Here is a 14,153-nt window from a genome sequence, read left to right as displayed (position 1 = left end):
CTGTGCGCCACATTGGCCGGCGCGGCCGCGGCCGGGGTACCCCAGCTCAGCGTGAAACCATTGGTATAGCGGAGGTCGGCGCGCTCGATCGGCACCTGCTGGTTGGCCAGCTGCGGCAGCACGCGCACGAAGCGCTGCAGGCGCGAGCGCGCGTCATCGCGGCCGACCACCACTTCGGTGCCGTTGCTCAGCTGCAGCGACCAGCTGCCGCGCGCATCCATGCTGACCCGGGTCACGTCGACCCCGGCCGGTGCGAACAGCGCGCGCGCGTCGTTGTACAGCGCGACCACTTCCTGGGTCTGGGTGTCCGGACCGTCCAGGTCGGGCAGCTTGAGGTCCTGCAGCTTCTGCGGGGTGGCGAACAGCTTGCCCTGCTCGGACAGCAGGCGGTCCTTGCCCCAGCGTGCGAACGGCTTGTGCTCGACCAGGGTGATTTCCAGCACGTCGGGCCACTGCTTGCGCACCTGCGCGCTTTCCACCCACGGCAGCGTTTCGATCGCGTCCTGGGCGTCCTGCAGCTTGACCGCGAAGAAGCCCGAGCGCGCATACGGCAGCACCACCTGCTGCAGCTGTTCGGCCGGGACCCGCTTGAACTCGCCGTGCACGCGCAGCTTGGCCAACGGCCAGCGTTCGGCACCGACCCAGCCGTTGAGCACCGCCACCACGGGCAGCGCCACCAGCGACAGGGCCAGCAACCAGACGAAGATGCGCAGCGCCGCGTTCATGCGTGGCGGGTCTCCACGGTCTGTTCGAGTACGCGCCAGACCAGCTCTTCAAAGCCGATCCCGGCCTGGCCCGCCGCCTTGGGCACCAGCGAATGGCTGGTCATGCCCGGCGCGGTGTTCACTTCGAGCAGGTAGAAACGGCCGGTGGCGCGGTCGCGCATCACATCGACCCGGCCCCAGCCGCGGCAGCCGGCGGCGCGGAACGCCTCCAGCGCGATGCGGCGGATCTCGAGTTCGTCGTCGCCGTCCAGGCCCGGGCACAGGTACTGGGTGTCGTCGGCCAGGTACTTGGCGTTGTAGTCGTACCACTGGCCCTTGGGCACGATCCGGATCGACGGCAGCGCCTGGTCGCCGAGGATGCCCACGGTGAGTTCGTCGCCGACCACCATCTGCTCCATCAGCAGCTGGCCGTCGTAGCGCGCAGCCAGCGCCACCGCGTCGTCCAGGCCGGCGTCGTCGGTAACCCGGCTGATGCCCACGCTGGAGCCTTCGTTGGCCGGCTTGACCACCACCGGCAGGCCGAGTTCGGCCGCGTGCGCGTGGACGGTTTCGGCAGTGACCTTGCGGTACTGCGGAGTCGGCAGGCCCAGCGACAGCCAGACCTGCTTGGTGCGGATCTTGTCCATGCCCAGTGCGGAGCCGAGCACGTCCGAACCGGTGTACGGCACGCCGAAGGCTTCCATCAGCCCCTGCACGATGCCGTCCTCACCGCCACCGTTGTGGCCGTGCAGGATGTTGAAGACGCGGTCGAAGCGCTTTTCCACCAGCGCCAGGGTCAGCGCCGGGATGCCGTCCACGGCGATCGCATTGACGCCGCGCGCGCGCAGCGCCTCGATCACGTTGCGACCGGAATCCAGCGACACTTCGCGTTCGCTGGAGGTGCCGCCCAGCAGCACGGCGACACGGCCGAACAGGGCCGGATCGGTGACGCGCAGCGGCGGGAAGACAGGCGTGTTCATGCGGCAGGGCCCTCGCCAAAACCTTCGGTAGCGACGACGTGGGCCACGTGGCCGATATCGCCGGCGCCCATCATCAGCAGCAGGTCGCCGTCCTGCAGGACATCGGGCAGCACGTTCTGCAGTTCGGCCGCTACGCCGACCACGACCGGCTCGCTGCGGCCGCGCGCGCGGATGGCGCGCGCCAGCGAGCGCGAGTCGGCACCGGGAATCGGCGCTTCGCCGGCCGGGTAGACCTCGCTCAACACCAGTGCGTCCACTTCGGACAGCACCGCGGCGAACGCGTCGAACTGGTCACGGGTGCGGCTGTAGCGGTGCGGCTGGAAGGCCACGACCAGGCGCTGGTCCGGCCAGCCGCCACGGGCGGCAGCGAACACCGCCGCCAGCTCGCGCGGGTGGTGGCCGTAGTCGTCGATCACCCGCACGCGCGCACCGGTCCTGGTGGTGACGATGCCCAGGTCGTTGAAGCGGCGGCCGATGCCGGCGAAGCTTTCCAGCGCGCGCGCGATGGCGTCCGGCGCCACACCCAGCTGCCAGCCCACCGCAGCAGCGGCCAGGGCGTTGAGCACGTTGTGCGCGCCCGGCAGGGCCAGGGTCACCGGATGGCTGCTGCCTTCCGGCAGGCGCAGGGTGAAGCGCATGCGCGGGCCGTCCTGGACCACGTCCTCGGCGCGCACGTCGGCGTTGCTGCTCATGCCGTAGCTCATGACGTGGCGCGGGGTCTGCGCGGCCAGTGCGGCCACTTCCGGGTCGTCGATGCACAGCACGGCCAGGCCGTAGAACGGCAGGCGCTGCAGGAATTCGGCGAAGGCGGCCTGCACGCGGCCGAAGTCGTTGCCGTAGTTTTCCAGGTGGTCGGCGTCGATGTTCGTGATGATCGAGACCAGCGGGTTCAGGCGCAGGAAGCTGCCGTCGCTTTCGTCGGCCTCGGCCACCAGCCACTGGCCACCGCCGAGCTTGGCGTTGGCACCGGCCGCCAGCAGCTGGCCGCCGATCACGAAGGTCGGGTCCAGCCCGCCTTCGCTCAGCACCGCCGCGGTGAGGCTGGTGGTGGTGGTCTTGCCGTGGGTGCCAGCCACCGCGATGCCGCGGCGGAAGCGCATCAGTTCGGCCAGCATCGCCGCACGCTGCATGATCGGAATGCGCTGGCTGCGCGCTTCCATCAGTTCCGGATTGTCTTCACGGATCGCGCTGGACACCACCACGCAGTCGGTACCCAGCACGTTGGCCGCAGAATGGCCGCGCATCACGCGCGCGCCCAGGCTGGCCAGGCGACGGGTCGCGGCGTTGTCGGCGTTGTCCGAACCGGACACTTCATAGCCCAGGGTCAGCATCACTTCGGCGATGCCGCTCATGCCGGTGCCGCCAATGCCGACGAAATGCACGCGCGGGAAAGCGCGCACCAGGTCATTGGTGTCGTGAAGGCGGCGGATCATGCGCGGCCTCGCGTAGCGGTGTTCATTTGGATTCCTCGAGGATGATGTCGGCGATGCGCTCTGCGGCATCGACCTTGGCCAGCGCACGCGCGGCCACGGCCATCTGCATGCGTCGGCCGGGATTCGTGGCCAGCTCGCGCAGCACGCCCTGCAGTGCAGGGGCGAGCGCGTCGTCCTGCTTCAGCAGCACGGCCGCGCCACGCTCGACCAGGTACTCGGCATTGCGGGTCTGGTGGTCGTCGACCGCGGCGGCGAACGGCACCAGCACGCTGCCCACGCCGACCGCGCACAGCTCGGCCAGGGTGGAGGCACCGGAACGGCACACCACCAGGTCGGCCCAGCCGAAGGCCTCGGCCATGTCGGCGATGAACGGTTCCACCTGCGCGCTGACGCCCGCGTCCTGGTAGGCCTTCAGCGCTTCGGCGTGCAGCTTTTCGCCGCTCTGGTGGCGCACCTGCACGGACACGCTGTCGCCCAGCGCGGCCAATGCCTGCGGCACCGCGTTGTTGAGCGCGCGGGCGCCCTGGCTGCCCCCGAGCACCAGCAGCCGCAGCGGGCCCTGGCGGTCGGCCAGGCGCTGTTCCGGCGCGGCGATCGCGGCGATTTCGGCGCGGACCGGGTTGCCCACCGCTTCCTCGCGCTGCGCGAAGCTGCCCGGGAAGCCGGTCAGCAGCCGCCGCGCGAAGCGCGACAGCACGCGGTTGGTCAGGCCCGGCGCGCGGTTCTGTTCGTGCACCAGCAGCGGCAGGCCGTGCAGGCGCGCGGCCAGGCCACCGGGACCGGAGGCGAAGCCGCCGAAGGCGATCACCGCACGCGGCTGGCGGTCGCGGATCAGGAAGCCGGCCGAGCGCACCGCGCGCAGCAGGCGCCCGGGCGCGGTCAGCAGGGCCAGCTTGCCCTTGCCGCGCAGGCCGCTGATCGCCAGCGTGTCGATGTGGATGTCGTGCTGCGGCACCAGCCGGGTTTCCATGCCGCCGTCGCTGCCCAGCCAGGTCACCGGGATGCCGCGCGCGCGCAGCACCCGGGCCACGGCCAGGCCGGGGAAGATGTGGCCGCCGGTGCCGCCGGCCATGATCATCACCGGACGCTGCGAAGAAGAGGCGTTCATCCCATCCTCCCCAGGGTCGGTTCAATGCGCTGCTGCATGCGGCTGGTGCCGCGCGGGGCGCTGTCGCGGTGCGCGGCGGCGCGCGGCTCGCGTTCCTGCAGGGCCGCAGCCACCGCGCTGGCGCTGGCCGCTGCTTCGACCGGTGCGGCCTCGTCCAGGTCGGCCGCGCCCATGCGCACCGCCTGGCGGCGCTCGGCGCGGTCCAGTTCGTAGGACACGCGCAGCAGCAGGCCCATCGCCACGCAGGTCATCAGGATGCTCGAGCCGCCCGAGGAGATCAGCGGCAGGGTCAGGCCCTTGGTCGGCAGGATGCCCAGGTTCACGCCGATCGAGACGAAGCTCTGCATGCTCACCCACAGGCCGATGCCGAAGGCGATGTAGCCGGAGAAATGGCGCTTCATTTCCACGCAGCGCATGCCGATCCAGAAGGCGCGCCCGGCCAGCAGCGCGTACAGCGCCACGATCAGGCAGGTGCCGACGAAGCCCAGCTCCTCGGCGGTGACCGAGAAGATGAAGTCGGTATGCGCTTCGGGCAGGTAGTACAGCTTCTGCACCGAGTTGCCCAGGCCGACGCCGGTCCACTCGCCACGGCCCACCGCCATCAGCGCGTTGGACAGCTGGTAGCCGTCGCCCTGCTGGTCGGCCCACGGGTCCCAGAACGAAGTGATGCGGCGCATGCGGTACGGTTCGATGATCGCCAGCGCGCTCATCGCCACCAGCCCGAACACGATCGGCATCGACATGCGCGGCAGGTTCACCCCGCCCAGCACCAGCATGCCGGCGGTGATCGCCAGCAGCAGGGTCGAGGAACCGAAGTCGGGCTGCAGCAGCAACAGCACCACCAGCGCGCCGGCCACGCCGAGCGGCTTGAGCATCGCCGGCCAGGTCGCATTGACCTCGTCGCGGAAGCGCACCAGGTAGCTGGACAGCCACACGATGTAGAGCACCTTCACCGCTTCGACGGTCTGGAACTTGGAGAAGCCCAGGTTGATCCAGCGGCGGGCGCCGTTGACGCTGCTGCCCAGGCCCGGAATGAACACCACCACCAGCAGCGCGAAGCAGCCCAGCAGCAGCATCTGGTTGTACTGCTCGATGCTCTTGAGCTCGGTGCGCATGGCGATGCCGGCCAGCACGATACCCACCGCCAGGAAGATCAGGTGGCGGTTGAGGTAATAGAACGGGCTGCTCATCAATGCGATCGAGCTCGACGCGACCATCACCACGCCCAGCCCGGTGAGCGCGATGATCGCGCCCAGCAGCCACTTGTCGAAGTGGCCCCCGATGGCTTCAAGGCGGGTTGCCTGGCGCGACAGGTCGTTCATCAGCGGACCTTCAACGTGGCCAGGCCGATCAGCACCAGCACCACCGAGATGATCCAGAAGCGCACGATCACGCGCGGCTCCGGCCAGCCCTTGAGTTCGAAGTGGTGGTGGATCGGCGCCATGCGGAACACGCGCTTGCCGGTCAGCTTGAACGAGGCGACCTGGATCATCACCGACAGCGTTTCGATCACGAACACGCCGCCCATGATCACCAGCACCAGCTCCTGGCGGGTGATGACGGCGATGGTGCCCAGTACCGCGCCCAGCGCCAGCGCGCCGATGTCGCCCATGAACACCATGGCCGGGTAGGTGTTGAACCACAGGAAGCCCAGGCCTGCGCCGGCGATGGCCGCGCAGATGATGACCAGTTCACCGGCGCCCGGGATCTGCGGGATCTGCAGGTAGTTGGAGAACACCACGTTGCCCGAGGCGTAGGCGAACACGCCCAGCGCGCAGGCGACCAGCACGGTCGGCATGATCGCCAGCCCGTCCAGGCCGTCGGTCAGGTTGACCGCGTTGGAGAAGCCGACGATCCAGAAGTAGGCGATCGCCACGAAGCTGATCCCGGCCAGCGGCAGCGCCACCGACTTGAACATCGGGATGTAGAAGGTCAGCGCGGCCGGCACGTCGGCGGTGTAGAACAGGAAGAGGCCGGCGGCCAGGCCGAAGATCGACTGCAGCAGGTACTTCCAGCGCGACTTCAGGCCATTCGGGTCGCGGCGCACGATCTTGATCCAGTCGTCGTACCAGCCGATCGCGCCGAAGCACAGCATCACCGCCAGCACCACCCACACGTAGCGGTTGCGCAGGTCGGCCCACAGCAGCACCGACAGGGTGATGGTGAGCAGGATCAGCGAACCGCCCATGGTCGGCGTGCCGGCCTTGGAGAAGTGGGTCTGCGGGCCGTCGGTACGGATCGGCTGGCCGCCCTTGAACTGGGCCAGCTTGCGGATCATCGCCGGGCCCAGCCACAGCGACAGGAACAGCGCGGTAAGCGCAGCGAGAATGCCGCGCAGGGTCAGGTAGCCGAACAAGCCGAACAGGCTCTCCAACTGCTGCAGCCATCGAGCCAGTTCAAGCAACATGGGGGGTTTCCTCTCCTCGCGCCAGCAGCGCTTTCACAATCTTGTCCATGGCGCTGCCGCGCGAGCCCTTGACCAGGCAGCGCACGCCAGCATGCAGTTCATCAGCCAGCGCTGCGGCGAGCGCGTCGTGGCTCTGGAAGTGGCGGCCGCCTTCGCCGAACGCCTGCGATGCCGCGGTGCTCAGCGTGCCCAGCGTGTACAGGCGCTTCAGCCCGGCCTCGCGTGCACGGCGGCCGGCCTGCGCGTGCAGGGCCTCACCATCCGGACCGAGTTCGCGCATGTCGCCCAGTACCAGCCAGGCCTCGTCCTTCGACGCGGCCAGCGCGTCGATGGCCGCCGCCAGCGAACCGGGGTTGGCGTTGTAGCTGTCGTCGATCAGCACCGCGCCGCTGGGCAGGCGGTGCGCGATCTGGCGGCCCGGCACCGGTTCGGCGCGGGCCAGGCCGGCGGCGATGCTGTCCAGGCCGATGCCGGCGGCCAGCGCCAGCGAGGCCGCGGCCAGCGCGTTGCTGATGTTGTGGCGACCCGGCAGGGCCAGCGTGAGGCTGACCGCGCCGGTCGGGGCGACCAGGGTGAACTGGCTGCCGTCGGCGGCCGGCTTGATCGCCTGCGCGGTGACGTCGGCACTGTGGTCCAGCGCATAGCGCAGCACCCGGCTGCGCGGCGGCTGGCCGACCACGTGCTGTTCGAACCAGGCGCCATAGGCGTCGTCGGCGTTGATCACTGCCACGCCGTCGGCCGGCAGGGCGGCGTAGATCGCGCCCTTGGTGCTGGCCACGCCCTGCAGGCTGCCCATCCGCTCCAGGTGCGCCGGTGCGATATTGTTGACCAGCGCGTACTGCGGGCGCGCGATGTCGGTGAGGTAGGCGATGTCGCCCGGCTTGCCGGCGCCCATCTCGTAGACGGCGAAGTCGGCGTCTTCCGGGGCGTCGATCACCGCCAGCGGAAGGCCGATCTCGTTGTTGCGGTTGCCCGGGTTGGCATACACCACCGCACCGCGCTCGCGCGCCACCTGCTCCAGGATCGCCAGCAGCAGGCTCTTGACGCTGGTCTTGCCGTTGCTGCCGGTGATCGCGAACACCGCGGCGCTGCGGTCGCGCTGCATGCCGGCGGCGATGCGCCCAAGCGCATGCTCGCTGTCGCCGACCACGATCTGCGGCACGGCCACGTCGAGCAGGCGTTCGACCAGCATCGCGCTGGCGCCGCGCGCCACCGCATCGGCGGCGAAGTCATGGCCATCGAAACGCTCACCGCGCAGGGCCACGTACAGGCTGCCCGGTGCGAGGGTACGGGTGTCGTTGCTGATGGCGTCGATGGCGGTGTCTTCGCCATGGATCTCGCCACCGGCCCAATGCGCGATCAGCGACAGCGGGGTGCGCTTCATCGTGCGCCCCCATGCCGCTGCGACAGCACGCGGGCCGCCACCTCGGTGTCGTTGAACGGGTACTGCACGCCGTGGATTTCCTGGTAGGGCTCGTGGCCCTTGCCGGCGATCAGCACGATGTCGCCCTCGCCCGCCTGGCCGATCGCCGTGGCGATCGCCGCGGCGCGGTCGCGCTGCACCGTGGCCGCAGCCGGGCGGGCCAGGCCGGCCACGATGTCGGCCACGATGACGTCGCCGTCTTCGCCGCGCGGGTTGTCGTCGGTGACGATCACCACGTTGGCCAGGCGCTCGGCAATGGCCGCCATCTGCGGGCGCTTGCCGGTATCGCGTTCGCCGCCGCAGCCGAACACGCAGAACAGGCGCCCGGCCAGGTGCCCGTGCAGGCTGGACAGCGCCTGTTCCAGCGCGTCGGGGGTATGTGCGTAGTCGATCACCACGGTCGGCTGGCCGTCGGTGCCGCCGAGCCGGTTCATGCGCCCGGCAATCGGCTGCAGCTGCGACAGCAGCACGGCGATGTCGGCCGGTGCGTGGCCCAGCGCGAACAGCGCACCGGCCACGCCAAGCAGGTTGTCCACGTTGAAGCGGCCCAGCAGCGGCGACTGCACCGGGTGGCGCGCGCCGTCGACCACCAGGTCGAAGGCGATGCCGCGGCCGTCCAGGCGCAGCGAGTCGGCACGCAGGGTGGCGTGCTGCGCGCCGCGCGAGCTGACCCCGATCTGCTGCACGCCCGCGTCGACGGTGCGCAGCAGTTCGCTGCCGAAGCTGTCGTCCAGGTTGACCACCGCCGCCTTCAGGCCGGCGCGGTGGAACAGCCTGGCCTTGGCGGCGCCGTACCGGGCCATGTCGCCGTGGTAGTCGAGATGGTCGCGGGTGAGGTTGGTGAACACCGCCACGTCGTAATGCACGGCATCCACGCGGCCCTGGTCGAGCGCATGCGAGCTGACTTCCATCGCCACCGCACGCGCGCCCTGGTCGCGCAGCTGCGCCAGCACTTCATGCATCTGCAGCACCAGCGGGGTGGTGAAGCCGGTCGGCACCACGTTGCCGTACAGGCCCACGCCGAGCGTGCCGATGCTGCCGCTGGGGGTACCGAGCAGGTGCCAGGCCTGGGCCAGCAGCTGCACGGTGGAGGTCTTGCCGTTGGTGCCGGTCACCCCGACCATGGTCATCGCACGCGACGGGTGGCCATGGAACTGGTCGGCCATGCCACCCATGCGGCTGCGCAGCCCGGGAACGGCAATGGCGTCGGCCGGGGCCGGAAGCTCGGCCGGGGCCGGCGGATCGAACAGGATCGCGGCCGCACCGGCGGCGCGGGCCTGGTCGACGAAGCCCAGCCCGTGCGCGCCGAAGCCGGCAATCGCCACGAAGGCGTTGCCGGGGCGGACCGCGCGGCTGTCCAGGACCAGGCCGGTAATCGACGGGTCGTGGCTGAGCACCACATCGGGAAGCAACTGCGAAAGCAACATCATCTGGCTCATTGCGTGCCTCCCTGCGCGGGCGGCAACGTGGCGTGCGCGCTGGGCAGCGCGGCATCGAATTCGGCGGCGGCGTCGGGGGCGACCACGGCTTCGGCCGGCGGCGGGGTCGGCAGCGAGGCAGCGGCGTGGCCCATCTTTCCGGACTGCTGCGCGGCCAGCCAGGAGTCGATATCGTCCGGCGGCACGTCCATCAGGCGCAGCGCGCCTTCCATGACGTTGTGGAACACCGGGGCCGACACCAGGCCACCGTAGTACTTGCCGGCCTGCGGGTCGTTGATCACGATCACCGTAGCAAAGCGCGGGTTGCTGGCCGGCACCACGCCGGCGAACAGCGCGTTGTAATGGCCACGCTCGTAGCCGCCGGGGCCGGCCTTGCGCGCGGTGCCGGTCTTGCCGGCCACGTGGTAGCCCAGCACCGCCGCCTGCTTGGCGCCGCCCTGGGTGACCACGGTTTCCATCATCGCCACGACTTCTTTCGCGACATTCTCGTCGATGATCTGCTTGCCTTCGTTGCGCTGGCCCTTGACGAAGGTCGGCGCGATCAGCTTGCCGCCGTTGCCCAGTGCCGAGTACGCGGTGGCGATCTGGAGCGGCGTGACGTTCAGGCCATAGCCGTAGGACATGGTGGTCTTGGACGAACCGCTCCAGCGCGCCGGGCGCGGGAACACGCCGGCCGACTCGCCCGGGAAGCCGCTGTGCGGCGAGGTGCCGTAGCCGAAGCTGTGCACATGGTCGTAGAACACCTGGTCGGGCATCTTGGCGGCGATCTTGGCCGCACCGATGTTCGAGCTGCGGGTGATCACGCCGGTGACGTTGAGCACGCCGTTGTTGCGCGGTACGTCCTTGATCGTATAGCGGCCGATCGCCATGTAGCCCGGGTTGGTGTCGACCGTGGTGTCCTTGGTGACCACGCCGGACTGCAGCGCCGAGGCGATGGTCAGCGGCTTCATGGTCGAACCGGGCTCGACCAGGTCGGTCACCGCGCGGTTGCGACGGGTGTCCGGCGCGGCGCCGCCCACCGAATTGGGGTTGTAGGTCGGCAGGTTGACCATCGCCAGCACTTCGCCGGTGGCCACGTCCATGATCACCATGGAGCCGCCCGCAGCCTTGTTCTCGATCAGCGCGTTGCGCAGTTCCTTGAACGCCAGGAACTGGATGCGGCGGTCGATGCTCAGGGTCAGGTCCTTGCCCGGCTCGGCGGCGCGCAGCAGGTCGCTCTCGACCGTGTCGCCCTTGCGGTTGCGGATCACGCGCTTGGCGCCGGCCTTGCCGCGCAGCCATTCGTCGAAGGCCAGCTCCAGCCCTTCCTGGCCGCGGTCGTCGATGTTGGTGAAGCCGAGCACGTGCGCCATCGCCTCACCCTGCGGGTAGAAGCGACGGAACTCGCGCTGCGAGGCCACGCCCGGAATCTTCAGTGCTACTACTTTCTCTGCATCGTCCGGGTTGATCCGGCGGCGCAGGTACATGAATTCCTTGTCGGCCTTCTGGCTGAGCTTGGTGGAGAGCTCATCGAGCGGCATGCCCAGCGCCGTAGCCAGCTCGGGAATGCGGTCCGGGGCGCGCATCAGTTCCTGCGGATTGACCCAGATCGAAGCGACCGGGGTCGACACCGCCACCGGCTCGCCGTTGCGGTCGGTGATCATGCCGCGCGAGGTGTTGATCGGCAGTTCGCGCAGGTAACGCGCTTCGCCCTGGCGCTGGTAGAAGTCGCTGTTGACCAGCTGCACGTAGGCGGCGCGGCCAACCAGCGAGACCGAGCACAGGCCCAGCGCCAGTCCGACCCACTTCAGGCGCTGGCGCAGGTTGAAGCTGTTGCGGGCACGGTTGCGGCCGGTCTTGTTCATGGCCGCACCACCACGACGTCGGCCGCTTCCGGGAACTTCATGCCCAGCCGCTCGCGCGCCACACGGTCGACGCGGGTGGCTTCGGCCAGGGTCGCCTGTTCCAGCTGCAGGCGGCCGAACTCGATGTTCAGTTCGTCGCGGGCGCGCTCCACGCGCGACAGCTCGACGAAGGTCTGCCGATGGCGGTGGCGCATGAACACCACACCGATCGCCGAGGCGATGGTGCAGGCCAGCAGCACGACCAGCAGCAGGCGGCTCATGCCGCCACCGCGCGCTTTTCGGCCACGCGCAGCACGGCGCTGCGCGAGCGCGGGTTGACCGCCAGCTCGTCGTCCTCGGCCTTGATGGCACCGCCGACCAGGTCCAGCGTCGGCACGAACGCGGCCAGCTCGGGCAGCCGGCGGTTGCTCGGCGGCGCCTTGGCGTGGCGGTTCATGAACTGCTTGACGATGCGGTCTTCCAGCGAGTGGAAGCTGATCACGGCGAGCCGGCCACCGGGCTTGAGCCGCGCCATCGCCGCGTCCAGGCCGGCTTCAAGGTCGGCCAGTTCGCGGTTGATGTGGATGCGGATGGCCTGGAAGCTGCGCGTTGCCGGGTGGATCTTGTCCTTGCCACGCGGCATCACCGAGGCGATCAGTTCGGCCAGTTCGGCGGTGCGGGAGAACGGCTGCTTGTCGCGGCGGGCGATGATGGCACGGGCGATGCGGCGGCCCTGGCGCTCTTCGCCATAGGTCCACAGCACGTCCATCAGCTCGCGCTCTTCGACGCGGTTGAGCCACTGCGCCGCGCTTTCGCCGCTGTCCGGGTCCATGCGCATGTCCAGCGGACCGTCCTTGCCGAAGCTGAAACCGCGCTCGGCCACGTCCAGCTGCGGCGAGGACACGCCCAGGTCGAACAGGACCCCGTCCAGGCCTTCGGCGGTTTCGTTCCAGTGCAGCAGGTCGGCGAAGCTGCCACGGAAGATCGCCACGCGCGGGTCCGGCGCGAAATCGCGCTCGGCTACCGCAATCGCTTCGGGATCCTTGTCCATGACCAGCAGCCGGCCTCCGGGACCGAGTTGCTCGAGCACGCCGCGGGCATGGCCGCCACGACCAAACGTGCCATCGAGATACGTTCCGTTTTCGATCACCCTCAGGCCGTCCAGGACCTGCGTGTACAGGACCGGCAGGTGGCCCGCCGGCGACTGCGACACCGGAAGGTGACCGGTCTGCGCGCCTCCGCGCACCCGGGCACCCCGGCTCACAACTTCAAATCGAGCAACCCGTCGCCCAGATCCGTGTCAGACAACGTCTGCTGGATCAATGCGCGATGAGCCTGCTCGCTCCACAATTCGAATTTGTCGCCCATGCCGAGCAACACCGCCTTCTTTTCAATGCCAACGGCACCACGGTGGCTGGCCGGAATACTGATGCGACCGTTGCCGTCCAGCTCCAGATGCGCGGCCGAACCGACCAGCTTCTGTTGCAGCAGGCGCACGACGCGCTGTGTGTTGGGCTTGGCCATGACGTCGTCGCGGACCCGCTCCCACTCCTGCTCGGCGTACAGCCACAGGCAGCCGGACTCGAAGGGGTTGTAGGTCAGGACCAGCCGGTTGTTGCTCACGCGCGCGACCAGGTCACGATGCGCGGTGGGAACCGCCATGCGTCCTTTGTCGTCAACTGTGATGGCCGTCTCGCCCTGAAACACGACGCGTGCACCTTTCCTTCGCCCGGTGAAACATTGAACCACGAAAAACCACAAAAAACCCGGTTTCTCCTCTGTTGCCCACCTTAGCAGCGGTCATGGGGTTGTCAACAGTTTTGCGGACGGGAAATCGCCTTGGACATCAAGGGCTTGCAGCAATGTTTAGAGACTTGTTCAAGGCTTATCCACAAGTTGCTGTTTCGTCTCAATTTTTGAGATTGGGTGGAAGTTCAGGCCTGTGGAGGCGGCGTGAAACCTCCGCGCGCATTCAGTAGCCGCGTGGTCGCGACCAACCCGTGACTGCGCAGATTCGGCACAATGCGGGCCATGTGTCTGCTCGCCCTGGCCTGGAAGGCCCACCCCCGCTGGCAGTTGCTGATGGCCGGCAACCGCGATGAATTCCACCAGCGCCCGACCGCCGCGCTGGCCGCCTGGCCCGCACCCGACCGCGGCCTGCTGGCCGGGCGCGACCTGCGCTCGGGCGGCACCTGGGCCGGTGTCGGTGCCGGCGGCCGCATGGCCGTGGTGACCAACGTGCGCGACCCGCTGGCGCTGCAGGCTGGCCCGTCGCGCGGCGCCCTGGTGGCGGACTACCTGCGCGCGACCACCCCGGCCGCCGACTTCGTGGACACGCTCACCCGCGATGCGGCGATCTTCGCGCCGTTCAACCTGTTGCTGGCCGACCGCGACAGCTGCCAGTTCCTGGGCAACCACCCCCTGCTGAAGCAGGCACTGGCGCCCGGCGTCCACGGCATGTCCAACGGACCGCTCGACGCGCCGTGGCCGAAGACACTGCGCCTGAACGCCGCGATGCAGGCCTGGATCGACGCCGGCCGCGAGGACCTGGCCCCGCTGTGGGCGGCACTGGCCGACGAGACCCGTGCCGACGACAGCACCCTGCCCGATACCGGGATCGGCCTGGAACGCGAGCGCTGGTTGTCCTCGGCGTTCATCCGCAGCCCGGAGTACGGCACCCGCGCCAGCACGGTGATCGCGCTGGACGCTGATGGCCATGGGTTCATCCGTGAGCGTCGGTTCGACCCGTCCGGCGCCTGCATCGGCGAAACCGCACTGACCGTCGGGCCCGACGCGCCGGTGCCGATGCCCGCTGGCGGGTGAACGGGCAGCGCGC

The 14,153-nt window shown here is 69.3% G+C and carries 12 protein-coding genes and 1 pseudogene; 1 reads left to right on the top strand and 12 read right to left on the bottom strand.

The features are described 5' to 3' along the window. Positions 1-47: 47 nt before the first annotated feature. The 12 genes and pseudogenes from PDM28_RS03370 to mraZ all read right to left on the bottom strand — a co-directional run. Positions 48-725 (bottom strand): annotated as a pseudogene (locus PDM28_RS03370) (cell division protein FtsQ/DivIB); the annotation flags it as partial. Then, complete coding sequence (locus PDM28_RS03365) at positions 722-1,684, bottom strand: D-alanine--D-alanine ligase (RefSeq protein WP_311183823.1); 963 nt, start codon at positions 1,682-1,684, stop codon at positions 722-724. The pseudogene PDM28_RS03370 and the gene PDM28_RS03365, both read right to left, overlap by 4 nt. Beyond that, positions 1,681-3,117 (bottom strand): UDP-N-acetylmuramate--L-alanine ligase, encoded by a 1,437-nt coding sequence (murC, locus tag PDM28_RS03360; protein WP_102946389.1) that lies wholly within the window; start codon positions 3,115-3,117, stop codon positions 1,681-1,683. The genes PDM28_RS03365 and murC overlap by 4 nt, the downstream gene beginning before the upstream one ends. A gap of 22 nt (positions 3,118-3,139) precedes the next feature. Next, positions 3,140-4,225, bottom strand: a complete 1,086-nt coding sequence (gene murG / locus PDM28_RS03355) for an undecaprenyldiphospho-muramoylpentapeptide beta-N-acetylglucosaminyltransferase (RefSeq protein ID WP_311183822.1) — start codon at positions 4,223-4,225, stop codon at positions 3,140-3,142. Then, entirely contained in the window at positions 4,222-5,547 is a 1,326-nt protein-coding gene (gene ftsW / locus PDM28_RS03350) for a putative lipid II flippase FtsW (protein ID WP_311183821.1), read from the bottom strand. Before ftsW ends, murG begins: the two co-directional genes overlap by 4 nt. Next, positions 5,547-6,632, bottom strand: a complete 1,086-nt coding sequence (gene mraY, locus PDM28_RS03345) for a phospho-N-acetylmuramoyl-pentapeptide-transferase (protein WP_068849228.1) — start codon at positions 6,630-6,632, stop codon at positions 5,547-5,549. The genes ftsW and mraY overlap by 1 nt, the downstream gene beginning before the upstream one ends. Beyond that, a complete protein-coding gene (locus tag PDM28_RS03340) occupies positions 6,622-8,016 on the bottom strand; it encodes a UDP-N-acetylmuramoyl-tripeptide--D-alanyl-D-alanine ligase (protein WP_311183820.1) in 1,395 nt (464 codons plus the stop codon). Before PDM28_RS03340 ends, mraY begins: the two co-directional genes overlap by 11 nt. After that, on the bottom strand, positions 8,013-9,494 hold the full coding sequence (locus PDM28_RS03335) for a UDP-N-acetylmuramoyl-L-alanyl-D-glutamate--2,6-diaminopimelate ligase (protein WP_102946385.1): 1,482 nt from the start codon (positions 9,492-9,494) through the stop codon (positions 8,013-8,015). Before PDM28_RS03335 ends, PDM28_RS03340 begins: the two co-directional genes overlap by 4 nt. Continuing rightward, positions 9,491-11,338, bottom strand: a complete 1,848-nt coding sequence (locus PDM28_RS03330) for a peptidoglycan D,D-transpeptidase FtsI family protein (protein WP_102946384.1) — start codon at positions 11,336-11,338, stop codon at positions 9,491-9,493. The genes PDM28_RS03335 and PDM28_RS03330 overlap by 4 nt, the downstream gene beginning before the upstream one ends. Continuing rightward, positions 11,335-11,598 (bottom strand): cell division protein FtsL, encoded by a 264-nt coding sequence (gene ftsL / locus PDM28_RS03325; protein ID WP_068849221.1) that lies wholly within the window; start codon positions 11,596-11,598, stop codon positions 11,335-11,337. The genes PDM28_RS03330 and ftsL overlap by 4 nt, the downstream gene beginning before the upstream one ends. Next, the gene (rsmH, locus tag PDM28_RS03320) at positions 11,595-12,563 is read right to left on the bottom strand and encodes a 16S rRNA (cytosine(1402)-N(4))-methyltransferase RsmH (RefSeq protein ID WP_311184635.1); all 969 of its coding nucleotides are present in this window, start codon (positions 12,561-12,563) and stop codon (positions 11,595-11,597) included. The genes ftsL and rsmH overlap by 4 nt, the downstream gene beginning before the upstream one ends. A 14-nt stretch (positions 12,564-12,577) precedes the next feature. Beyond that, positions 12,578-13,024: a division/cell wall cluster transcriptional repressor MraZ gene (gene mraZ, locus PDM28_RS03315; protein WP_070207774.1), complete on the bottom strand. Its 447-nt coding sequence runs from the start codon at positions 13,022-13,024 to the stop codon at positions 12,578-12,580. Between the two features lie 324 nt (positions 13,025-13,348). On the opposite strand from mraZ, the gene PDM28_RS03310 reads away from it, so the two are divergent. Beyond that, entirely contained in the window at positions 13,349-14,140 is a 792-nt protein-coding gene (locus tag PDM28_RS03310) for an NRDE family protein (protein WP_311183819.1), read from the top strand. Positions 14,141-14,153 lie beyond the last annotated feature (13 nt).

Origin of the sequence: Stenotrophomonas aracearum (genome assembly GCF_031834615.1) — a bacterium.
In the GTDB taxonomy this organism is placed as follows: domain Bacteria; phylum Pseudomonadota; class Gammaproteobacteria; order Xanthomonadales; family Xanthomonadaceae; genus Stenotrophomonas; species Stenotrophomonas aracearum.
The sequence above is the reverse complement of the archived record's forward strand: the minus strand, read 5'-3'. Positions and strand labels throughout refer to the sequence as shown.